Raw genomic sequence first — 22,194 nt, 5'->3', positions numbered from 1 at the left:
ACGCCGCGGCCTCGCCGCGCGTGGACAGGTCAGTGCGTCAGGAGAAAGAAGGTGGTCCGCGCGCCGGCAACGGCGCCGCGGTGAGCGCCGCGGTCTCGGCGGCCGGGATGGATTGAACCGCGCGGCCCAGGGGCTGGACCACGGGCGCCGGCTCCATGACCGGCGGGGGCGCGGAAGCGGCGGCGCAAAGCGGGCAGTCCAACTTGTGCGTCGTGGGCGCCTGGCCGTCGTCGCCGCCGTCCTGGAAGACCACTTTCATGGCGGCGCCACTGCACACCAGCTGCATCGCCTTGGGCTGCACCAGCGGCGACGCGATCGCCACGCCCAGCGACAGCGCGAACCACGCCAGCACGAGGCGGGCGAGGAAGCGGGCGTGGCGCAGGCGCTGCATGGGCCGGATTATCCGGGTTCGCGCGGGAGGCCGCAGCGCGGCCATGCGCAAGGCCCGTTCAGCCGCCGAACTTGGGCGCGCGGCGGTCGCGAAGCGAAGCCACGCCCTCGCGCACGTCGGGGCCCGCGAAGCCCATGAATTCCAGCGCGAGCGAAGTGTCGAAAGCCGGACCGGCCTGGCGCAGCCAGTTGTTCAGCGAGTACTTGGTCCAGCGGATCGCGCTCTGGCTGCCTTGCGCCAGCTTGTCCGCGACCTCGTAGGCCTTGTCCAGCAGCTTGTCGTCGTCCACCGCCAGCGCCACCAGGCCGATGCGCTCGGCTTCCTCGCCGCTGACCGGCTCGCACAGCATCAGGTAGTACTTGGCCTTGGCCAGGCCGCACAGCAGCGGCCACACGATGGCCGCGTGGTCGCCCGCCGCCACGCCCAGGCGCGTGTGGCCATCGACGATGCGCGCAGTCTTCGCCGCGATCGGGATGTCGGCCAGCAGGCCCGCAACGAGCCCCGCGCCCACCGCGGGCCCGTGCATCGCGCTGACGATGGGCTTGTCGCAGTTGATGACGTTGTAGACCAGGTCGCGCGCTTCGCGCCACACACGGCTGCGCACCTCGAAGTCCTGCGTCATGTCCTGCACCAGCGACAGGTCGCCGCCGCCGGAAAAGCCCTGGCCTTCGCCGCGCAGCACCGCCACGCGCACGCTGTCGTCGGCGGACACGTCGCGCCAGACTTCGGTGAGCTCGCGGTGGCCCTCGTGGCCGGCGGTCGGCAGCTTGCCATTGGTGGCGCGCATCTGGATGTCCAGCACGGAATCCGAAGGGCCGCGGCGGGTGATCGCGAGCGTGCGGTAGCGCGAGTAGTCCATCTGGTGCTGCGTTAGTCTTGGGGGGATGCGAAGCTTATTCCACCTCGCCTTCCACGTGACCGACCTCGACGAGGCGCGCCGCTTCTACGGCGGCGTGCTCGGCTGCGTGGAAGGGCGCAGCACCGACACCTGGGTGGACTTCGATTTCTTCGACCACCAGATCTCGCTGCACCTGGGCGAGCCCTTCAAGACCACGCGCACCGGCAAGGTCGGCGGCCAGCTGGTGCCCATGCCGCACTTCGGCCTGGTGCTGCAGCGGGCGCAATGGCAGGCGATGGCCGACCGGCTGAAAGCGGCGGGCACCGAATTCGTGCTGGAACCGCAACTGCGCTACCCCGGCCAGCCGGGCGAGCAATGGACCATGTTCTTCTGCGATCCGTTCGGCAATCCGATCGAGGTGAAGGGGTTCGAATCGCTTGAAGGGCTGTACGCGAGGTAGAGCTCACAGGCGCCACCCGACGCGTCCGCGCAGCCTTCGGACGAGTGGACTCGGCGCGCCCATGCCCCTTCCGCCGAAGCGCGTCGGCACGTAGGCTCATTCCTACACACTCAGGCGCTGGGCAGGCCTGACGGCGGCAACCCGGCGATGGTAGGTTCACGATCCATGAGTTTCGTGGACATCCTGAGTCCGGCCTGCGCGTTGTTCCTGGACTTCGACGGCACGCTGGTGGACATCGCGCCCGAGCCGGGCGCCGTGGTCGTCCCCTCGGGACTCGTTCCCACGCTGTCGGCGTTGCACGGCTACCTCGGCGGCGCCATGGCGGTCGTCAGCGGCCGGCCCATCCGCGAGATCGACCGCTTCCTGCGCCCGCTGCAGCTGGCCGTGGCCGGCGTGCACGGCGCGGAACGCCGCAGCGCGCACGGCGCCGTCGACCGGCTGCCGGCGCATCCCATGCACACCGTGGAGCGCGCGGCCAGGGAACTGGCGGCGGTGCACTCGCAGCTGATGGTCGAGCACAAGGAGCGCTCGCTGGCCGTGCACTACCGGCAGGCGCCGCACCTGGAAGCGCTGTGCCTGGAAGCGATGGAACGCGCGGTGGCGCTGTCGCCCGGCCTGACGCTGCTGCGCGGGAAGATGGTGGTGGAAGCCAAGCCCGGCGCCGCCAGCAAGGGCAACGCCATCGAGGCTTTCCTGCGCGAGGCCCCGTTCCAGGGCCGCGTGCCGGTGTTCGTCGGCGACGACGTCACCGACGAAGCCGGCTTCGCGGCCGTGCAGCGCGCGGGCGGCCTGGGCGTGAAGGTGGGCGAAGGCCCCACCGTGGCGTGGCAGCGGCTGGCCGACCCCGGCGCGCTGCGAACCGAATTCGAGAACGCGGTGGCCATGAAGGTCGCCCGCAGAGGAGAAACCGCATGAATCCCAACCCCGCGGTGCCGAACCTGAACCTCGGCGTCATCGGCAACTGCGCCTACAGCGCGCTGGTGGACGAGCGCGGCAGCATCGTCTGGTGCTGCCTGCCGCGCTTCGACGGCGATCCGGTGTTCAACGCGCTGCTGGACCCCAGCGACAACGGCAGCGTGTGGGCCTTCGAGCTGGAAGACTTCGAGCGCAGCGAACACGCGTACGAGCCCAACACCGCCATCCTGCGCACGCGCCTGTACGACCGGCAGGGGCAGGGCATCGAGATCACCGACTTCGCGCCGCGCTTCTGGAACCGCGGCCGCACGTTCCGGCCGCTGACGCTGATCCGCCGCGTGCGCGTGCTGGGCGGCACGCCGCGCATGCGCGTGCTGCTGCGCCCGCGCTTCGACTACGGCCGCTTCCAGCCGCAGGTGACGCGCGGCAGCACCCACATCCGCTTCGTCGGGCCCGCGCAGACCCTGCGCGTGAACACCGACGCGCCCATCGACTACATCCTCTCCGAGACGTACTTCGTCGCCGACCGGCCGCTGAACTTCATCATGGGCCCGGACGAGACGCTCACGGGCGGCATCGAGGACACGGCGCGCTCGTTCGAGCAGGACACGGCGGCGTACTGGCGCAACTGGTCGCGCGCGCTCGCATTGCCGCTGGAATGGCAGGACGCGGTGATCCGCGCGGCCATCACGCTGAAGATGTCGCTGTTCGAGGACACCGGCGCCATCATCGCGGCCATGACCACCAGCATCCCGGAGGCGCCCCACAGCGGCCGCAACTGGGACTACCGGTACTGCTGGCTGCGCGACGCGTTCTTCGTCGTGCGCGCGCTCAACAGCATCTCCGAAGTCGCGACGATGGAGGAGTACCTGCGCTGGCTCACCAACGTGGTGGTGCGCTCGCGCGGCGGGCACATCCAGCCGCTGTTCGGCGTGGGGCAGGAGGAGAAGCTGCCGGAATCGATCCTGGACCACCTGCCCGGCTACCGCGGCATGGGTCCGGTGCGCCTGGGCAACCAGGCCGCCGAGCACTTCCAGCACGACGTGTACGGCAACATCGTGCTGGCGACGGCACAGGCCTTCCACGACCACCGCCTGCTGCGGCGCGCGGGGCGCGCGGAGTTCGCTTCGCTGGAAGCGGTGGCCGAGCAGGCTTTCCGCGTGTACAGCGAGCCCGATGCCGGCATGTGGGAGCTGCGCACGCGCGCGCGCATCCACACCTCGTCGGCCCTCATGAGCTGGGCCGCCTGCGACCGGCTGGCCAAGGTGGCGCAGACGCTGAGCCTGAGGGATCGCGCCAACTACTGGTCCGAACGCGCCACCACCATCCGCGACCGCATCCTCAACGAATCGTGGAGCGAGGAGCGCCAGGCTTTCGCCGAAAGCTTCGGCGGCCGCGACCTGGACGCCAGCGCGCTGCTGATGGCCGAGGTGAACTTCATCGATCCCAAGGACCCGCGCTTCGTGAAGACCGTGGATGCGCTGGAGAAGTCGCTGTGCAACGGCCCCTACATGCGGCGCTACGAGGCCGCCGACGATTTCGGCGCGCCCGAGGTGGCCTTCAACATCTGCACGTTCTGGCGCATCGATGCGCTGGCGCGCATCGGGCGCAAGCAACAGGCGCGCGAGATCTTCGAGCGGATGCTCGAGTGCCGCAACCCGTTGGGGCTGCTGTCCGAGGACACGCACGAGACCACCGGGGAGATGTGGGGCAACTTCCCGCAGACCTATTCCATGGTCGGCCTGATCAACGCCGCGGTGCGCCTGTCGTCGTCGTGGGACACGGTGATCTGACGGCATGGGACGCCTCGTCGTCGTATCGAACCGGGTAGCGGACCCCCGCAAGACGGCGGCGGGCGGCCTGGCCGTCGCGCTGGGCGAGGTGCTGAACGACAGCGGCGGCCTGTGGTTCGGCTGGAGCGGCAAGCTGGTGGAAGAACCCGTCGGCACCGAGACGCAGATGCACGTGCACCACGCAGGGCCGGTGACGCTGGCCACGGTGGACCTCACGCGCGAGGACTACGACGCGTACTACGTGGGCTACAGCAACGGCGTGCTGTGGCCGGTGTTCCATTACCGGCTGGACCTGGCCGACTTCGACGCCGGCTACATCGAAGGCTACCGGCGCGTGAACCAGATGTTCGCGCGGCGCCTGCTGGCGATGCTGCAGCCCGACGACGTGATCTGGGTGCAGGACTACCACCTCATCCCGCTGGCGGCGGAACTGCGCTCGCTCGGCTGCACGCAGCGCATCGGCTACTTCCTGCACATCCCGCTGCCGCCACCGCTGATCCTGGCCGCCATCCCCGGCCACGACTGGCTGATGAAAGGCCTGTGCGCGTACGACCTCGTGGGCTTCCAGAGCAACGCGGACCTCGACCACTTCTGCCGCTACATCCAGGACGAGGCGCACGCCCAGCCGGCCGGCGAGGGCCGCTGGCGCGTGTTCAACCGCTTCATCCACGCCGCGGCCTTCCCCATCGGCATCGACGTCGGCGAATTCCGGGCGCTCACCGCGGCGCCGGAAGCGCAGGAGATGTACCAGCGCATGAGCCGCGAGTATTCGCGCCGCAAGCTGCTGGTGGGCGTGGACCGGCTCGACTACTCCAAGGGTTTGCCGCAGCGCATGCGCGCCTTCCGCGAGCTGCTGGCGCGCTATCCGGAGACGCGCCAGAGCGCCACGCTGATCCAGATCGCCTCGCCCAGCCGCGAGGACGTCAGCGCGTACACGGACATCCTGCACGAGCTGGAAAGCCTGTGCGGCTCCATCAACGGCAACTACGGCGAACTCGACTGGATGCCGGTGCGCTACATGCACCGCACGGTGGCGCGCGCGCGACTGCCGGGCCTGTACCGCGCCAGCCGCGTGGCGCTGGTGACCCCGCTGCGCGATGGGATGAACCTGGTCTGCAAGGAATTCATCGCGGCGCAGAACCCCGAAGACCCCGGCGTGCTGGTGCTCTCGCGTTTCGCCGGCGCGGCGGAGCAGCTGAAGGAGGCGTTGCTGGTCAACCCGTACGACAGCGAAGGCACCGCGGCCGCCATCCACCTGGCGCTGCAGATGCCGCTGGAGGAACGCCGCGAGCGGCACAAGGCCCTGCTGGCGACCATCCGCCGCACCGACGTGCACTGGTGGTGCGACTCGTTCCTGGACCTGCTCGGCCAGGCCGAGGCGGAAGAAAGCGGGACGCCCTGGCTGCGGCTGTGAGCGGGACGCGCCCGCGGCGCGCCGTCAGCGCGAGTCGTTGACCGAATCGCGCACCAGGTGGCCCGGCGCGGTGAACGGGTCCCAGCTGGGGGGCAGCTGGTCGATCTCCAGCCGCACCTTGTGTTCCGCGGCCACCAGGGCCTGCAGCTCGTTGGGATAGATGCTGCTGATCACGTCGGCCTGGCCCTTCGCGCGCCACGCGGCGCTGGGGCGCTTGGCGCACGCGGCGCCGTAACCCACGAAGCCGCCCTTGGCTTCAACCGTGTAGGCGGCGACGAAGTAGCCGCGGTAGGGGCCGGTGATGCGGTGCATGGACGCTCATCTTACGGCCGGGCTGCGGCCGCCGAAAGCCCCCGCGCGCCACTCCGGCGAATCCGCCCGCGTGCGGCGGCGCGCAAGGGGTGCCTCCCTCAGAGGGGAAGGTCAAGAATCTCAGCCGGGCTGCGCGATCTTCTGCTCGATCGCCCCGAAGATCGACTGCCCGTCCTTGCCTTTCATCTCGATGCGGATGGTGTCGCCGAACCGCATGAACCCGGTGGAGGGTTTGCCGTCCTGGATGGTCTCGATGGCGCGCTTCTCGGCGATGCAGCTGTAGCCCTTGGGCCAGTCGGTGCGGCCGTCCTTCTCCACGCCCTTGTTGCTCACGGTGCCCGAGCCCACGATGCTGCCGGCGCGCACGTTGCGCGTCTTGCAGATGTGCGCGATCAGCTGGCCGAAGTGGAAGGTCATCTCCGGACCCGCTTCGCACATGCCCACGCGGCGGCCGTTCCAGGTGGATTGCAGCGTGAGGTGCAGGCGGCCGCCTTGCCACGCGTCGCCCAGTTCGTCGGGCGTCACCGCCACCGGGCTGAACGCGGTGGCCGGCTTGCTCTGGAAGAAGCCAAAGCCCTTGGCCAGCTCCGGCGGGATGAGGTTGCGCAGGCTGACGTCGTTGGCCAGCAGCAGCAGGCGGATGCCGTCCAGCGCCTGGTCGGGCGTGGCCTGCATCGGCACGTCGCCGGTGATGACCGCGACCTCGGCTTCGAAGTCGATGCCGTAGTCCTCTTTCGGCACGACCACGTCGTCGCACGGGCCCAGGAAGTCGTCGCTGCCGCCCTGGTACATGAGCGGGTCGGTGTAGAAGCTCTCGGGCACTTCGGCGTTGCGCGCGCGGCGCACCAGCTCCACGTGGTTGATGTACGCGGAGCCGTCGGCCCACTGGTAGGCGCGCGGCAGCGGCGCCATGCAGCGCCGCGGCTCGAACGGGAAGGCGTGGCGCGCCTTGCCGCCGTTCAGCGACTCGTACAGGTCCTGCAGCTGCGGCGCGGCGAAGCCCCAGTCGTCCAGCGCCTGCTGCAGGCGCGCGGCGATGCCGGTCGCATAATGAGCCGTCGCCAGGTCGCGCGACACCACCACCAGCTGGCCGTCGCGCGAACCGTCCTTGTACGTCGCAAGCTTCATTGCGGATTTGCCTTCGTTTCGCGTGTTGCGCTAGAGTCGCGGCCGGCGCTAGCGTTACGCATGGTGAAATGAATTTAACTAATCGAAATTCTACCGGAAGCCTCCCGGCATGAAGGAAAGGGTCGGGATCCAGTCGGTGGAGGTGGGCTTCGCGTTGCTCGAAGCCCTGGGCCAGTCGCGCGGGCCGATGATGCTGCGCGACCTGGCGGCGGCGGCCGGCATGAGCGCCGCCAAAGCGCACCGCTACCTCGTGAGCTTCCAGCGGCTGCAACTGGTGTCGCAGGACGCGCACAGCACGCGCTACGACCTCGGCCCCGCGGCGCTGAAGCTGGGGCTGGCGTCGCTGTCGCGGCTGGACGCGGTGAAGCTGGCCCGCGAGCGCATCGAACTGCTGATGGAGAGCATCGGCCACACGCTCGCCCTCGCGGTGTGGGGCAACCACGGGCCGACCATCGTCCATTGGGAGGAGTCGCCGTCAGCCGTGACGGTGAACCTGCGTTTGGGTGACGTGATGCCGCTGCTGTCCTCCGCCACCGGCCGCTGCTTCGCCGCCTACGCGTCGAAGGAGGCCATCACGCCCATGCTGCGCGAGGAGATAGCCCGCGCGCAGAAGCAGGCGCGCGCCGACGTGCCGGCCACCCTGGCGCAGGCGCGGGCCATGCTCGACGAGGTGAAGCAGCGCGGCGCCGCCCGCGTGGTGGACGTGCTGCTGCCGGGCATCGTCGGTTTCTGCGTGCCCGTGTTCGATGCCGACGGCCACATGGCACTGGGCATCGTGGCGCTCGGGCCCACCGGCAGTTTCGACGCCGAGTGGGAAGGCGCCGTGCACGCGCCGCTGCGCGACGCGGCGGCGCAGCTGTCCAGCGACCTGGGCTGGCGGGGATGAACGCGGGGCCGCGCGTCGCGCCGCGGCCCCTGCTGGCGCTCACGGCCGCCGTGCTGGCCGTGCATTGGCTTGCCTTGCGCGGCGTGCCGGAGCGCATCGCATGGCCCAAGTGGGCGGCGCAGCCCGTGCAGGCGCACGTGGTCGATCCTGCCCCGGCTCCGCAGCCGATCGCCGACAAAGTGGCGGTGCGTGCGGAACCGAAACGCACGTCGCCGGCAAAGGCTGCGCGGTCCACGCCTGCGGCAGCGCCCGTCGAGACGGCGGCCCCGCCACAGCCCGCCGTGCTGCTGCCCGCCTCCGCCCGCTGGCGCTACGACGTCACCGCACGCGCTCGCGGCCGGTCCGCATCGGGACACGCGGAACTCTCCTGGCGCCGCGACGGCGACACCTTCGAAGCTTCGCTGCGCGTCGACGTGCCGCCGTGTCCCGTGCGTGCGCAGTCCAGCACGGGCGCCGTCGTTGCGGCCGGCCTCGCGCCCGAACGCTTCTCGGACAAGCTGCGCAGCGAGGAAGCGGCGCACTTCGACAAGGACGGCGCCCGCATCGTCTTCAGCGCCAACCGCGCGCCGGTGGAACTGCAGGCCGGTGCGCAGGACCGGCTGAGCGTGCTGGTGCAGCTGGCCGGCCTGCTGGCTGCCGACCCGGCGCGCTATGCGCCCGGCACGGCCATCGAGGTGCAGACCGCAACCACCCGCGAAGCCGGGGCCTGGCGGTTCACCGTCGAGGGGGAAGAAGAGCTCGCGTTGCCCGGCGGTACGGTGCGTGCGCTCAAGCTCACGCGGCCGCCGGCGCGGCTTTACGACCTGCGCATCGAGGCGTGGTTCGCGCCCGGCGCGGACTACGGTCCGGTGCGCCTGCGTCTGACATACCCGAATGGTGATTGGCAGGACATGCAGTGGTCCGGCACCGACAAAGGCTGAGGCAGCCCGTCCCTACGCTGTGACCCATATCGCGGCGAATGGGTGTCTTGAAAGCCGACTCGGCGCAGCCATCTGGGAGATCGAAGGAATACACCATGCAGATGCTCTATGACTCCGATTCGTTCGTCGTCGTGCACATGCAGGCGAACGAACCCGCCGAAGGCGAGCCGCCGCCGCGCAGCGTCCGTCACGGTTTCGAGATCGTGGACAAGCGGACCAACAAGGAGGTTTACCTCGACGGCACCTGGGCCGAGGCTTTCCAGAAGCAGATCAACGCCTGGCAGCTGAACACGCCCACCCAGGAAGAGGTCGAGGAAACGCTCGACGGCTACGCCGAGCTGGCGCAGAACCCGCTGGTCATGCATTGACCCCGCGGCCGGCCCGCCGCGCGCGGGCCGGCGCCCCCGGCTGCCGGGTCAGCGCAGCCAGCCGTGGCGGTGCAGCGGTTCCACCAGCACCAGCACCGCCACCAGCCGGCAGACCTGGAAAGCGGTCACCACCGGCACCCCCAGCTGAAGCACCTTGGCCGTGATGGCCATCTCGGCGATGCCGCCGGGCGAAGTGCCCAGGATGAGCGTGGCGGGATGCAGTCCCGTGGTCCAGGCCAGCAGCAGCGCGAACAGGATGCACACGCCGATCATCGCCACGGTGCCGAAAGCGACGGCCGCCAGCCAGCGCGGCGCCGTGTGCACGAACTCGGCGCGAAAACGCACGCCCAGGCTGATGCCGATGATGAGCTGCGCCGCGTTGGTCAGCGGCTGCGGCATCGCCGACAGCTCGATGCCGGCCACGGTCAAGCCCATCGACGCCAGCAGCGCGCCGATGAACCACGGGTTGGCGCGGCCGGTGCGGGACATCAGGAACGAACCGACGCCCGTGATCGCCAGCAGCACCGGCAAGGCACCCCAGTCCACGGCGCGCGGGCCCGGCAGCGTGGCATCCACGCCGTGCATGCCCGACCACGTCATGCCGACGGGCAGCAGGATGGTGACGACCAGCAGCCGCAGGCTGTGTGCCGCGGCGACCAGGTCCGTGCGCGCGCCGGCCCGCTCGGCCAGCAGCGTCATTTCGGAAGCGCCGCCGATCGCGCCCGCGAAATAGGTCGTGGCACGCTGCTCGGCCTCAGTGCCGGGCATCCGGCCGCGCACCACGTTCTGCAGCCAGCGCCCGAACCCCCAGCCCAGCAGCAGCGCCCAGCCGATGGCCAGCAGGATGGCCCACCAGAGCTTGAGCACGAGCGCCGACACCTGCGGCGTGAAGTACAGGCCCAGCGCGCCGCCAATCGCCCATTGCGCCACGTTGCGCAGCGGCGTCCAGCTTTGCGTGGGCGCGCCCAGCACCGAGGCGAGGGCGGTGGCGATCAGCGGGCCCAGCATCCAGGGCAGCGGCGTGTGCAGCCAGACACACAGCGAAGCGGTGGCCACCGCGAGGGCCAGGGTCGCCGCGGCGCGCAAGTGGAAACGGGAATCCATGGGAGAGCGGTGCACGGGCCGCAGGCGGTGCGGCCGCGCTTAGTATCGCCGCATGCCCCACTGGTCCCCTGCCGCCTTCCTGACGACGCTCGTGTTGCTGCTCGCCGGCTGCGCCGCGCCGCTGGACCCGGCGGACTGGCGCGGTGCGGACGCGGTGCTGCTCGGCGAGCAGCATGACGACCCGTCGCACCAGCGCACGCACGTGGAAGCGGTGCGGCGGCTCGCGGCCGATGGAAGGCTCGCGGCGCTGGCGCTGGAGATGGCCGACCAGGGCGGCAGCACCGCGGGCTTGCCGCGCGACGCCAGCGAAGCGCAGGTACGCGCCGCGTTGCATTGGGTCGCCGAAGCCTGGCCCTGGTCCGCGTACGGGCCCGCGGTGATGGCGGCCGTGCGCGCGGGTGTTCCCGTGCTGGGTGCCAACTTGCCACGCGCCTCGACGCGCGCGGCAATGAATGACACCGTACTCGATGCAGCGCTGGACGAGCGCAGCATGGCAGCCCAACGAGAGGCGGTGCGTGAAGGCCATTGCGGCCTGATGCCGGAGCAGCAGCTCGCGCCCATGGCGCGGGTGCAGGTCGCGCGCGACCGCGCGATGGCGCGGACGATCATGGACGCGTGGGCGCCGGGCCGCACCGTGCTGTTGCTGGCGGGCGCGGGCCACGTCGATCCCCAGCTGGGCGTGCCGCGGCATCTTCCGCCCGCGATGGCCGTGCGCACCATCGCGCTGCCTCGCGATTCCGCAGCATCAGCGAAAGACCACTGCGCCGGACTGCGCGAGCAGCTCCAGCGCCAACGCTGAACGCCCGCGGCCTACCGCTCAACGGCGCAAGCCGAACGCTTCCGCCGGCCAGTGCCCTGAGCTCACGGAGCCTTCGTGCGAGTGGTAGATGCAGGTGCGCCGCTCCGACAGGAAGCAGCGGAACTTCGGCATCGTGACGCGGGCCACGACGTTGTCCGCGTAGTGGTGCGCCGCGTCGGCGCGCAAGTCTTCCAGCAGCGCCTGGGCGAACCCGCGGTTGAAGCACATCGTCGAGCTCATGCCGCCGGGCGCGTGCGAGTTGAATTCCACGTCCCCATCCAGGCGCCAGTCGCGCGGCTGCGTGTACAGCACGCCGGCGCGCCGCGAGATGGAGAAATCCCAGCCGTCCAGCTCGGCCAGGCCCGCGGCGACGTGGTCGCGCAGGTACAGATCGTCGTGGTCGGTCCAGAAGAAGTGCGTGCAGCCCGCGCCCAGCAGGTGCGCGAGAGGGACGGCGTACCAGTCGTGCTGGCGCAGGCGCTGCGGCGTGTACAGCCAGTCGAGGCGGAAGGGCAGGCGCAGGTCGGCCACAGCCCAGTCGTAACGCGGGCCTTCCCCGTTCTGGTGGACGGCAACGACGTCGGGCAGCCGCGATTGCGCGGCCAGCTGCAGCACGCAGGAACGCAGCAGGTCGGGGCGGCCCGCGGTGGGGACCAGCACGCCGACCTGCGGCCGCGCCATCGCGTCAGGCGTGCGCGCGGATGGAATCGGCCAGCGTGTTCACCAGCTGGTCGATGTGCGACTTCTCGACGATGTACGGCGGCGCGATGACCAGCACGTCGCCGGCCGGGCGCACCAGCGCACCCTTCTTGAAGCAGTCCACGAAGATGTCGTAGGCGCGCTTGCCGGGCGAACCGGCGATGGGCGCGAGCTCCACCGCGGCGGCCAGCCCCAGGCTGCGGATGCCGACGACGTTGGGCAGGCCCCTCAGCGTGGAATGGAACGCGTCGCCCAGCACCTTGCCCATCTCGCCCGCGCGCTGGAACAGGTTTTCCTGCTGGAAGAGTTCCAGCGTGGCGATGGCCGCGGCGCACGCCACCGGGTGGCCGGAGTAGGTGTAGCCGTGGAAGAACTCGACCACGTGCTCGGGCGCGTCGGTCTTCATCATCGTGTCGTACAGCTTGTCGCGGCAGATCACGCCGCCCAGCGGGATGACGCCGTTGGTGACGCACTTGGCGAAGTTCAGCATGTCCGGCACCACGCCGTAGAAGTCGGCGCCGAAGTTGGTGCCCATGCGGCCGAACCCGGTGATCACCTCGTCGAAAATCAGCAGGATGCCGTGCTTGTCGCAGATCTCGCGCAGGCGCTGCAGGTAGCCCTTGGGCGGCAGGTACCAGCCCGCCGAGCCCGCCACCGGCTCCACGACGATGGCGGCCACGTTGCTGGGATCGTGCAGCGGCAGGATGCGCTGCTCCAGCTCCAGCAGCGGGTCTTCCTTCCACACCGGTTCCTGGTTGTGGATGTACGCGTTGTTCACCGGGTCGTGGATGAAGCGCATGTGGTCCACGCGCGGCAGCAGCGCGGAGCCGAACACCTTGCGGTTGGCCGGGATGCCGCCCACGCTCATGCCGCCGAAGCCCACGCCGTGGTAGCCGCGCTCGCGGCCGATGAAGACGTTGCGGTGGCCTTCGCCGCGCGCGCGGTGGTAGGCCAGCGCCACCTTCATCGAGGTGTCCGCCGCCTCCGAGCCGGAGTTGCAGAACAGCACCTTGTTGAGGTCGCCGGGCGCCATCGCCGCGATCATCTCGGCCGCGCGGAAGGCCTTGTCGTTGGACGCCTGGAACGCGGTGGCGTAGTCCAGCGTGTCCAGCTGCTTCTTGATCGCCTCGTTGATGGGCTTGCGGTTGTGGCCGGCTGCCACGCACCACAGGCTGGAGATGCCGTCGATGACCTGGCGGCCGTCGTGCGTGGTGAAGTTCATGCCGTCCGCGGCCACGAAGATGCGGGGGTCCTTGCGGAAGCTGCGGTTGGGGGTGAAGGGCAACCACTGGTTGTCCATCTTGAAGTCTTGGTAGGCCATGCTCGGGGCTCCTTCGAATCAGGTAATCATTTTGCTACCGATGACGAATGACTTCGCGCTGCGCGCTCCATGACGGATGACACACCGTCCTCGTCATTCGTCATTCGTCATTCGTCATTCGTCATTTCACTTCAGGGCGCCGAACACCTTGCGCAGGATGTCGCTGCCCGCCGCGACCGGGTTCTGGCGGATCTTCTTTTCCTCGTCCCCGATCACGAGGTACAGGCCGTCCAGCGCCTTGCGCGTGACGTAATGGTTGATGCTGGCGTCTTCCTGCTTGAGCAGCCCCATGCCGGCGGCCTTGCCGGCCACTTTGTCGTACTTGGCCGCCAGCCCGACCTTGGACACGGCCTGCTGCACCACCGGCAGGAACTGGCCGGAGAGCGGCTCGCGCGTCTTGCCTTCGAAGAAGTGCGTGACCGAGGTGTCGCCGCCCGTGAGGATGTTCTTGGCGTCGGTGACCGACATGCCGCGCACCGCGTTCACCAGCAGGTTCTTCGCCATGGGCACCGCCGCTTCCGCGGCGCGGTTGAGGGCGATCTCCAGGTCTTCCACCTGTTTCTTCTGGCCCATGGCCTTGAGCAGCTTGGACGCGTCCTGCAGCGCGCTGGGCAGTGGGATGTGCACCTTGGGATTGGCGAGGAAGCCGTCGTTCACGCCCAGCAGCTTCACGGCGTTCAGCGCGCCGGTTTCCAGCGCGGTCTTCAGGCCCTTGGTGGCGTCGGCGTCGGTGATGGAAGCCAGGCCCGCGGCGCGTGCGGGAAACGGGAGCGTCAGGGGGGCGGCGGTCAGGGCGATGGTCAGTTGTCGGCGGTCCATGGCATGGGTCGGAAAACGAGGGAAGCGCCCATCATGCCGCCGCGGCCCCAACCCGGCAATGACAGCCGTGCTTTGCGACAATCGCGGCTCCCATGCAGCACGCCTACATCCTCACCCTGTCCTGCCCCGACCGCACGGGCATCGTCCACGCCGTTTCCGGGTTCCTGCTCGAGCGTGGCGGCAACATCGAGGAAGCGGCGCAGTACAACGACCCGGACACGGGCCTGTTCTTCATGCGCGTGCAGTTCGGCTGCGACCAGCTGACCCACGAAGACCTGAAGCTGCAGCTGAAACTGTTCGCCGACACCTTCAGCATGGACTGGCAGCTTCAGGCGGCGCGCGAGCCCATGCGCACGGTCATCTGCGTCAGCAAGGAAGGCCACTGCCTGAACGACCTGCTGTTCCGCTGGAAGAGCGGGCTGCTCCGGCTGGACATCGCGGCCATCGTGTCCAACCACCGCGACTTCTACCAGCTGGCGGCCAGCTACAACGTGCCGTTCCACCACGTCCCGGTGACCGCGGCCACCAAGGCGCAAGCGGAAGCGCGCCTTTACGAAGTGGTGGAAGCCGAGCGTGCCGAACTCGTGGTGCTGGCCCGCTACATGCAGATCCTGTCCGACGACCTGTGCCGCAAGCTGGCCGGCCGCGCGATCAACATCCACCACAGCTTCCTGCCCAGCTTCAAGGGCGCCAAGCCGTACTACCAGGCGCACGACCGCGGCGTGAAGCTGATCGGCGCCACCGCGCACTACGTGACGGCCGACCTGGACGAAGGCCCCATCATCGAGCAGGACGTCGCGCGCGTGGACCACGCCCACACGGTGGAAGACCTCACCGCCGTCGGCCGCGACACCGAAAGCCAGGTTCTCGCCCGCGCGGTGAAGTGGCACAGCGAGCACCGCGTGCTGCTCAACGGGCACAAGACGGTGATCTTCAAGTGACGTTGCGCAACGGAGTGAGCAACGTCATCCCCGCGCAGGCGGGGATCCAGAGCGCACCGCGCTAGCGGTGCCCACCCATGACCGCCCGCATCCCGCCCATCCAGTGCCTGCTGACGTTCGAGGCCCTGGCGCGCCTGCGGTCGGTCACGCAAGCCGCCGAGGAGCTGTGCGTCACGCCCAGCGCGGTGAGCCACCGCGTGCGGCAGCTGGAACAGATCCTGGGGACGAAACTGTTCGGTCGCTCGGACTTCTCGCTCACCACCGAAGGCAGCGAGTACCTCGCCCACGTGCGCGAGGGCCTGTCCATCCTGGAGCGCTTCCCCGGCCGGAACGCCGCGCAGGGCAAGCGCAAGCTGCGCGTCGCGGTCACGCCGACCTTCGCGCGCTCCATGCTGATGCCGCGCCTGCGCGCCTTCACCGACGCCTATCCCGAGATCGACCTCACGCTGCAGGTGTCCATCCCGCTGCTGGACGTGGTGGCCGAGGACGCCGACCTGATGATCCGCTTCGGCAGCGGCCGCTACGCCGACGTGGAGCACCTGTGCCTGATGACGGACGAAGTCACGCCGCTCGCTTCACCGGCGTTCGTGCGCGAGTACGGCCCGTTCGACACGCCGCAGGAGCTGCTGGCCGCGCGCCTGATCCGCAGCCCCCTGGAACCATGGCGAACCTGGTTCCTGGCCCATGGCGTGGACGCCGGCGAGCCCACCGACGGGTCCACCTTCAACGACATCGGCCTGATGTGCGATGCCGCGGCGCAAGGCCTGGGCGTCGCCCTCGTGCGCCTGAAGCTCGGGGCGCCCTGGCTGGAAAACGGCACGCTCGTTCGCTTGTCGGAACGCAACGTCCCCAGCCCGCATGCGCACTACCTGTGCTGGCGCACCGGCACCATGGACCGTTGGGAGTGCGCCGCATTCGCGGACTGGCTGCGCAAATCCCTCGCCTGATCGCTTGGGCTGCGAGGCCCAGGATGTAAGAATCCGTATCAACGCGGTACGGAGCGCGCAAAGGAGGGGATCTTGGCCGAGCACAAAAGCCTGGGGATGACCGCCGGCTGGTGGTTACCGGCGGCGGCCGCCGCCGCTCTCGTGGCGTGGACGGCAGCAGCTTACAAGCCGGTGTCGCTCGCCTTGGTGCTCGCCTCGCTGGCGTGGTTCGCGGTCAGCCTCTGGTCCTGCCGCGCGCTGCTCGGGCGCCGCGCCTCCTGGGCCTTCGTCGTGCTCGCTTTCGCGCTCGGCTGGTTCGCCGAGGAGATGGGCTCGCGCCACGGCTGGTTCTTCGGCGACTACCACTACACCGACGTGCTGGGGCCGCGCCTCGGCTCGGTGCCGGTGGTCATCCCGCTCATGTGGTTCGGCGTCTGCCAGGTCGGCCTGACGATGGCCTGCCTGATCGCGTGGCGGCACCCCGTGCCGCCCGCCGGGTCCGGGTGGCGCCGCGGCGCCGTCACGGCGCTGCTCACCGCGCTGCTGGTCACCGCGTTCGACCTGGGCGCGGACCCGTACTTCGTCTACCAGCTCAAGGCCTGGGTGATGGTGAAGGAAGGCGACTGGTTCGGCGAAACCGTGTGGGGCTTCGCGGGCTGGCTGTTCGTGAGTTTCACCATCACCGCGCTGTTCCTGTGGCTGCTGCGGCTGGTGCCGACGGCATCGAAGGCGCCCGCGACGCTGCGCCGCGCCGCGCTCGTGCCCGTGCTCATCTACACCGGCATGATGGCCTACCAGGTCGCGGTCGGCGATCCGGTCGCGCTGCGCGTGGTCTCGTTCTTCGCGATGGGCATCCCGGCGCTGGCCGCGGCCCTGGGCTGGTGGCAGTGGCGCGCCGCGCCGGTGGCGTCGTCAGTGGATGCGGCGCCTTCGCCCGCGGCCTCCGCGCGCCCGATCGCATGGGATGCGATGACGCGCGAAGCCGACCCGCTGGCCGATCGCACGGTCGCCGCGCTGGTCGGCGCGTGGGATGCGGACGGGCAGCCTCCCGCGGAGGGCCTTGCGCGCCTGGGGCAAGCCACGCGCTTGATGGCGGGCTGGACCAGCAACGCCGCTCTCGCCAACTGGTCGCCCGCGGGCCCGGGCATCGACGCGGACGTGGTCGCCATCCTGCGCGGCTACCTCAGCGAAGCCGGCGACGTGCCCGCCTGGATACGGCCGTCGGAAGTGGAAACGGCCGAAACCGTGTTCATGGACTACGGTCCCCTGTCGTGCACGCTGCTGTTCTGCGCCAGCCTGCCGGAGTGCTACCTGCTGCCCGGGTTGTCCGAGGTGCTGCACATCGCCGGCCAGCTGGAAGCGCGCACCGAACACCGCATCCGCCAGACCGCGGCGATGGTGTTCCCCGTGATGATGAAGGGCGGCCTCACGCGGCCCGAAGGCGCCGGCATCGCGCAGGTGCTGAAGGTGCGCCTGATCCACGCCACCATCCGCCACCTGATCCTGCACGGCTCGCCGACGCAATCGCATTGCGTGCCGCAGCGCGAACGGCGCGCGGGTGCGAGCCTGAACGAAGCGCTGCTGGCGCATGGCTGGGACACGGACCGCCAGGGGCTGCCCTGCAACCAGCTGGAGCTGGCGTACACGCTCCTGACCTTCAGCTACGTGTTCCTGAACGGCTTGCGCAAGCTCGGGCTCGGGTTGCCGCAGGAACAGGAACGGGCGTATCTGCATGCATGGAACGTGGTCGGCCACGTGCTGGGCGTCCGTGACGACCTGCTCGCGCACACGATGGAAGACGCCGCCGCGATGTTCGGTGACCTGCAGGCGCGGGCGCGCGCCAGGCCCGCCGACCCCGACGTGCGCCCGCCGCTCGGCCGTGCGCTGATGGATGCGATGGCGCATTCCATCGGCGTGCCCGTGCTGCGGCACCTGCCGGTGCCGATGACGCGCTGGCTGGTGGGGCGCGCCACCGCCAACGCCATCGGCGTCAACCAGCGCGTGGGCCTGCTGACGCTGCTGCTGTTCCAGGGCGGGCGTTTGTTCCTGCTGGGATTCGACCGCCTGGTGCGCATGGTGGTGCCCGATTTCTCGATCACGCGCATGGTCACCAGAGTCGTGGGGTACCACCTGCTCACGCGCTTCCTGCTCGACCAGACGCGGCCGCTGGGCCTGCCGGAGGAGCTGCTCAACCCGATGAAGCACACGGTGTCCGGCTGGCACCAGGACGCCCGCTCGCCGCGCTGGGTGAACCGGCTGGAAACGCGCCTGACGCGCAAGACTGCGGGCGCGTGATGCAGGCGCTGTCGCCGTCCTGGCGCCGCTGGCTGGCCCTGGCGTGCTGGCTGCTCCTGCTGCCCGCCGCGTCGGCGGCAGAAGCGCCGCGGATCTCGCAATGGGTCGATGCATCGGGCGGCGCCACCATCGAGGAGGTGGCGGGAAATGCGGCCAGGTTCGAACCGATGGAGCACCCGCGCCCAATCACCCTGGGCAATGGCGCGCTGTGGCTGCGCGTCGAAACGCCCGAGCTGCCCGCGGACGAGCACTGGTACCTGATGCTCACCGGCGCGGCCTTCATCGATCACGCCACCCTGTTTTCATCCGTCGGCGGCTGGCGCGAGCAATTCGCGGGCGACCACCGGCCCGTGTCGCAGTGGTCGCACCCGAACTTCGCGCCGCTGTTCGAGCTGCCGCCCGGCGGGGGCACCGTGTGGCTGCGCATCGAGAACAAGCCGGCGCCGGTCAGCACGCACCTGCGCCTGCTCTCGGCTTCGGAACTGCAGGACACGCGCGACTGGACCTATCTGCTGGTGGGCGCGTACCTGGGCTTCGGCGTGCTGGTGGCGGTTCTCGCCATCATGTACGGCCGGCTCTCCGCCGACGTGTCCTTCCATTCGTACACGGCCTACGTGCTGGGCATGCTGCTGTTCCAGCTGGCGTTCACCGGCGTGGGCGCCGTGTTCTTCTGGCCGCACTGGGCGCTTCTCGCCGATGCGGCGCCGTCGATGTTCGTGCTGCTGATGACGGCGGCGGGCATCTGGAACATCCGCAACGCGACGGCGCTGCCGCGGCACGGCCGCTTCGCGGACCGCGCGGTGATGGGCTACGCGTTCCTGGGCCTCGCGCTCGTGCCGATTTACCTGGGCCTGAACAACGCCGCGACCTACGTCGCGCTGAACCTGTACGCGCTGGGCTCGGTGGTGCTGAGCATCTCGGTGTGCCTGTGGACCTGGCGGCGCGGCGAGTCGTACTCGTTGTGGCTGTTCTTCGGCTTCCTGCCGGTGCACCTGGCTTACCCGTTCCCGGCCCTGCGCGCGGCGGGCGTGCTGCCGGACAGCTGGGCCACGCAATACGCGGTGCTGATCGGATCGGCCATCGAGATCCCGCTGCTGCTGTACGTGCTGCACCGGCGCGCGCGCGACTTCAGCGAGAACCGCGCCCGCCTGCGCGCGCTGGAAAGCACCGACCCGCTCACCGGCCTGGTGCTGGCGCCGGTGCTGCGGCTGCGGCTGCGCGACGCGCTGCGGCGCGGCCGCCGGCTGGCGCACCGCAGCGCGGTGATGATGGTGGAGCTGTCCAACCACCAGCAGATCGCGCAGGCGGAGGGCCGCGACGCGGCGGATCGCGCGCTGGTGGTCGCGGCTTCGCGCCTGTCGGCGCTGGTGCGCGACGTCGACACCGTGTGCCGCGTTTCGGACACACGCTTCGCCGTGCTGCTGGAAGGGCCGTGCGAGGAAGAGCTGCGCAAGCGCATGGCGCAGCACATGGTGGCGCGCGGCCTGGAGCGCGTGCACACGCTGCCGCCCGACCTGAACCTGCGCTTTCGCATCGTCACCGCGAGCGTGCCGGACGGCGACCTGGAAACGGCGCTGGACGGCGGCATCGACGAACTCCAGGTGCTGCGGCGCATGGACCAGGCGCTGGACCAGCTGGCCGACGATCCCAGGCGCGTGATCGCGCACCGCGAGCAGCGCGCCGCGGCTGCAGCGGCAGAAGCCACCTGAGCGGCTCAGCGCCGCGCTTCGAAGGGTCGGCAGGTCGTGGTGGCCACGGCCACCAGCGTCGCGTCCTCGCCGAGCATGGCCCAGACGCGCGCCGTGGAGACCGCGTGCGACTTGCCCACCTGCACCGCCTGCCCGACCGCCAGCAGGCGCTCGCCGACGGCCGGTGCGAGGTTGTGCACCTCGAAGGCGGTCGTCGATGCGGCCCAGCCCGCGGGCAAGGTGGATGAAGCGGCGCTGACGCCGGCGTAGTCGGCCAGCATGCCCACCACGCCGCCCTGCACCACGCGGCCGTCGAAGGTGACCTGCGGCGACATGGGCAACTCCAGCAGCGACACGCCGCCGGGCGCGAACCCGCGCACCCGCAAGCCGATGAGGCGGGACGATGGCATCGCTTCGATGGCGGCGGCCAGGTCGGCGCGCAGGCCGGGCTGCAGTTCGGGCGGCGAATAGCTCACCATGGCGTTCTCTCCTGTGGTGCGAGGCATGGTGAGCTTCGGTGGTGGCTTTGCCAGCCACGCCCGCGACAGCCTGTCGCCCGGGTGCCAGCGCCGATTGCAGCGCGCGGCGGTGCCGGATGAAGAATCTTCAGCCTGCCGCGCCGGAACTGGTTTAGGGTTGCGGCCATGAACGCCCCGCTGGATCCCGCCGTCGCTTCCGAAGCCGCGCTGCTCGACCGCCTGCTGCCGGCGCTGCGAGCGGTGCTGCCGCCGCAAGCGCTGCTGTGGCATGCCGAAGAAACACGCCCGTACGAATGCGACGGCCTCACCGCCTACCGCGAGCGGCCGCTCGCCGTCGCGTTGCCCGAGACCGAGGAACAGGTGCAGGGCGTGCTGCGCGCCTGCCATGCGCTGGGCGTGCCGGTGGTCGCACGCGGCGCGGGCACCGGCCTTTCCGGCGGCGCGATGCCGCACCGGCAAGGCGTGACGCTGTCGCTGTCCCGGTTCAACCGCATCGTCTCGCTGGACCCGGCCAGCCGCACCGCGCGCGTGCAATGCGGCGTGCGCAACCTCGCGATCAGCGAAGCCGCGGCGACCTACGGCCTGTACTACGCGCCCGATCCTTCCAGCCAGATCGCCTGCACCATCGGCGGCAACGTGGCGGAGAACTCCGGCGGCGTGCACTGTCTGAAGTACGGCCTGACGCTGCACAACGTGCTGCGCGTGCGCGGCTTCACCGCGGAAGGCGAGCCGGTCACCTTCGGTTCGGAAGCGCTGGACGCGTCCGGCTACGACCTGCTGGGTGTGGTGGTCGGCAGCGAGGGCATGCTGGCGGTGACGATGGAAGTCACCGTCAAGCTGGTGCCCAAGCCGCAACTGGCGCGCTGCATCATGGCCAGCTTCGACGACCTGCGCAAAGCTGGCGACGCGGTGGCGGCGGTCATCTCCGCGGGCATCATCCCGGCCGGCCTGGAGATGATGGACAAGCGCATGACGGCCGCGGTGGAAGACTTCGTCCAAGCGGGGTACGACCTCGACGCCGAAGCCATCCTGCTGTGCGAAAGCGACGGCACGCCGGAAGAGGTGGAAGAGGAGATAGCCCGCATGACGCAGGTGCTGCGCGGCGCGGGCGCCACCGCCATCGCGGTGAGCCGCGACGAGGCCGAGCGGCTGCGCTTCTGGAGCGGGCGCAAGAACGCCTTCCCCGCGTCCGGCCGCATCAGCCCCGACTACATGTGCATGGACTCCACCATCCCGCGCAAGCGGCTGGCGGACATCCTGCTGGCCATCCAGGAGATGGAGCGGAAGTACCGGCTGCGCTGCGTCAACGTGTTCCACGCGGGCGACGGCAACCTGCATCCGTTGATCCTGTTCGATGCCAACGACCCCGACGAGCTGCATCGCTGCGAGAAGTTCGGCGCCGACATCCTGGAAGCCAGCGTCGCCATGGGCGGCACGGTGACGGGCGAGCACGGCGTGGGCGTGGAGAAGCTCAACTCGATGTGCGTGCAGTTCAGCCCCGAGGAGCGCGAGCAGATGTTCGGCGTCAAGCGCGCGTTCGATCCGGCGGGCCGCCTGAACCCCGGCAAGGTGATCCCCACGCTGCACCGCTGCGCGGAGTACGGAAAGATGCTGGTGCGCGGCAACCGCCTGCCGCACCCGGAGCTGCCGCGCTTCTGACGCGCGGCGCGCACCCATGAAAAAAGGGCTGCCGCGGCA

22 protein-coding genes are annotated in these 22,194 nt (G+C 70.0%); 13 read left to right on the top strand and 9 right to left on the bottom strand.

What is annotated here, in order from left to right; all coding sequences use genetic code 11:
* Positions 1-37: 37 nt before the first annotated feature.
* Together EZ216_RS12830 and EZ216_RS12825 are read right to left on the bottom strand one after the other, a co-directional pair.
* A complete protein-coding gene (locus EZ216_RS12830; RefSeq protein WP_205959672.1) occupies positions 38-391 on the bottom strand; it encodes a DUF2946 family protein in 354 nt (117 codons plus the stop codon).
* A gap of 58 nt (positions 392-449) precedes the next feature.
* Positions 450-1,250, bottom strand: coding sequence for an enoyl-CoA hydratase/isomerase family protein (locus tag EZ216_RS12825; RefSeq protein WP_135250155.1), 801 nt, complete (start codon positions 1,248-1,250; stop codon positions 450-452).
* 25 nt (positions 1,251-1,275) lie between these two features.
* Between EZ216_RS12825 and EZ216_RS12820 the strand changes: the two genes are divergently transcribed.
* The 4 genes from EZ216_RS12820 to otsA all read left to right on the top strand — a co-directional run bounded on the left by EZ216_RS12820 (position 1,276) and on the right by otsA (position 5,811).
* Positions 1,276-1,689 carry a VOC family protein gene (locus EZ216_RS12820; RefSeq protein ID WP_135250154.1) on the top strand — a complete coding sequence of 138 codons (414 nt, stop codon included), beginning with the start codon at positions 1,276-1,278 and terminating at the stop codon, positions 1,687-1,689.
* Between the two features lie 165 nt (positions 1,690-1,854).
* Positions 1,855-2,604 (top strand): trehalose-phosphatase, encoded by a 750-nt coding sequence (gene otsB / locus EZ216_RS12815; protein WP_135250153.1) that lies wholly within the window; start codon positions 1,855-1,857, stop codon positions 2,602-2,604.
* Complete coding sequence (locus tag EZ216_RS12810; protein ID WP_135250152.1) at positions 2,601-4,397, top strand: glycoside hydrolase family 15 protein; 1,797 nt, start codon at positions 2,601-2,603, stop codon at positions 4,395-4,397. Before otsB ends, EZ216_RS12810 begins: the two co-directional genes overlap by 4 nt.
* Positions 4,398-4,401: 4 nt before the next feature.
* Complete coding sequence (gene otsA / locus EZ216_RS12805) at positions 4,402-5,811, top strand: alpha,alpha-trehalose-phosphate synthase (UDP-forming) (protein WP_135250151.1); 1,410 nt, start codon at positions 4,402-4,404, stop codon at positions 5,809-5,811.
* A gap of 24 nt (positions 5,812-5,835) precedes the next feature.
* Here the strand turns inward: otsA and EZ216_RS12800 are convergent, their stop codons facing one another.
* On the bottom strand, positions 5,836-6,123 hold the full coding sequence (locus EZ216_RS12800; RefSeq protein WP_135250150.1) for a hypothetical protein: 288 nt from the start codon (positions 6,121-6,123) through the stop codon (positions 5,836-5,838).
* A gap of 120 nt (positions 6,124-6,243) precedes the next feature.
* The gene (locus tag EZ216_RS12795) at positions 6,244-7,251 is read right to left on the bottom strand and encodes a fumarylacetoacetate hydrolase family protein (protein ID WP_135250149.1); all 1,008 of its coding nucleotides are present in this window, start codon (positions 7,249-7,251) and stop codon (positions 6,244-6,246) included.
* 109 nt (positions 7,252-7,360) lie between these two features.
* Here EZ216_RS12795 and EZ216_RS12790 point away from each other — a divergent pair, with 109 nt between their 5' ends.
* From EZ216_RS12790 to EZ216_RS12780, 3 genes are all read left to right on the top strand, one after another.
* The gene (locus EZ216_RS12790; protein WP_135250148.1) at positions 7,361-8,137 is read left to right on the top strand and encodes an IclR family transcriptional regulator; all 777 of its coding nucleotides are present in this window, start codon (positions 7,361-7,363) and stop codon (positions 8,135-8,137) included.
* Positions 8,134-9,057: a DUF3108 domain-containing protein gene (locus EZ216_RS12785; RefSeq protein ID WP_135250147.1), complete on the top strand. Its 924-nt coding sequence runs from the start codon at positions 8,134-8,136 to the stop codon at positions 9,055-9,057. Before EZ216_RS12790 ends, EZ216_RS12785 begins: the two co-directional genes overlap by 4 nt.
* Before the next feature lie 95 nt (positions 9,058-9,152).
* Positions 9,153-9,425 carry a BTH_I0359 family protein gene (locus tag EZ216_RS12780; RefSeq protein WP_135250146.1) on the top strand — a complete coding sequence of 91 codons (273 nt, stop codon included), beginning with the start codon at positions 9,153-9,155 and terminating at the stop codon, positions 9,423-9,425.
* 48 nt (positions 9,426-9,473) lie between these two features.
* Here EZ216_RS12780 and EZ216_RS12775 read toward each other — a convergent pair whose 3' ends face one another.
* Positions 9,474-10,529, bottom strand: coding sequence for an AbrB family transcriptional regulator (locus EZ216_RS12775; RefSeq protein ID WP_135250145.1), 1,056 nt, complete (start codon positions 10,527-10,529; stop codon positions 9,474-9,476).
* A 52-nt stretch (positions 10,530-10,581) separates the two neighbouring features.
* On the opposite strand from EZ216_RS12775, the gene EZ216_RS12770 reads away from it, so the two are divergent.
* Complete coding sequence (locus EZ216_RS12770) at positions 10,582-11,328, top strand: ChaN family lipoprotein (protein WP_135250144.1); 747 nt, start codon at positions 10,582-10,584, stop codon at positions 11,326-11,328.
* Between the two features lie 18 nt (positions 11,329-11,346).
* Here the strand turns inward: EZ216_RS12770 and EZ216_RS12765 are convergent, their stop codons facing one another.
* The 3 genes from EZ216_RS12765 to EZ216_RS12755 all read right to left on the bottom strand — a co-directional run bounded on the left by EZ216_RS12765 (position 11,347) and on the right by EZ216_RS12755 (position 14,167).
* Positions 11,347-12,009, bottom strand: coding sequence for a glycosyltransferase family 2 protein (locus EZ216_RS12765; protein WP_135250143.1), 663 nt, complete (start codon positions 12,007-12,009; stop codon positions 11,347-11,349).
* A gap of 4 nt (positions 12,010-12,013) precedes the next feature.
* Positions 12,014-13,348 carry an omega-aminotransferase AptA gene (aptA, locus tag EZ216_RS12760; protein ID WP_135250142.1) on the bottom strand — a complete coding sequence of 445 codons (1,335 nt, stop codon included), beginning with the start codon at positions 13,346-13,348 and terminating at the stop codon, positions 12,014-12,016.
* 126 nt (positions 13,349-13,474) lie between these two features.
* Entirely contained in the window at positions 13,475-14,167 is a 693-nt protein-coding gene (locus tag EZ216_RS12755; protein WP_135250141.1) for a DUF4197 domain-containing protein, read from the bottom strand.
* A 92-nt stretch (positions 14,168-14,259) separates the two neighbouring features.
* On the opposite strand from EZ216_RS12755, the gene purU reads away from it, so the two are divergent.
* From purU to EZ216_RS12735, 4 genes are all read left to right on the top strand, one after another.
* Positions 14,260-15,108: a formyltetrahydrofolate deformylase gene (gene purU / locus EZ216_RS12750; protein ID WP_135250140.1), complete on the top strand. Its 849-nt coding sequence runs from the start codon at positions 14,260-14,262 to the stop codon at positions 15,106-15,108.
* Between the two features lie 77 nt (positions 15,109-15,185).
* The gene (locus EZ216_RS12745) at positions 15,186-16,055 is read left to right on the top strand and encodes a LysR substrate-binding domain-containing protein (protein ID WP_135250139.1); all 870 of its coding nucleotides are present in this window, start codon (positions 15,186-15,188) and stop codon (positions 16,053-16,055) included.
* 72 nt (positions 16,056-16,127) lie between these two features.
* Positions 16,128-18,329: a carotenoid biosynthesis protein gene (locus EZ216_RS12740; protein ID WP_135250138.1), complete on the top strand. Its 2,202-nt coding sequence runs from the start codon at positions 16,128-16,130 to the stop codon at positions 18,327-18,329.
* Positions 18,329-20,038: a sensor domain-containing diguanylate cyclase gene (locus EZ216_RS12735; RefSeq protein ID WP_167772886.1), complete on the top strand. Its 1,710-nt coding sequence runs from the start codon at positions 18,329-18,331 to the stop codon at positions 20,036-20,038. Before EZ216_RS12740 ends, EZ216_RS12735 begins: the two co-directional genes overlap by 1 nt.
* 5 nt (positions 20,039-20,043) lie before the next feature.
* Here the strand turns inward: EZ216_RS12735 and EZ216_RS12730 are convergent, their stop codons facing one another.
* On the bottom strand, positions 20,044-20,496 hold the full coding sequence (locus EZ216_RS12730; protein ID WP_135250136.1) for a PaaI family thioesterase: 453 nt from the start codon (positions 20,494-20,496) through the stop codon (positions 20,044-20,046).
* A 165-nt stretch (positions 20,497-20,661) separates the two neighbouring features.
* Here EZ216_RS12730 and EZ216_RS12725 point away from each other — a divergent pair, with 165 nt between their 5' ends.
* Complete coding sequence (locus tag EZ216_RS12725; RefSeq protein WP_135250135.1) at positions 20,662-22,155, top strand: FAD-linked oxidase C-terminal domain-containing protein; 1,494 nt, start codon at positions 20,662-20,664, stop codon at positions 22,153-22,155.
* Positions 22,156-22,194 lie beyond the last annotated feature (39 nt).

This window comes from Ramlibacter humi, assembly GCF_004681975.1.
In the GTDB taxonomy this organism is placed as follows: Bacteria; Pseudomonadota; Gammaproteobacteria; order Burkholderiales; family Burkholderiaceae_C; genus Ramlibacter; species Ramlibacter humi.
The sequence above is the reverse complement of the archived record's forward strand: the minus strand, read 5'-3'. Positions and strand labels throughout refer to the sequence as shown.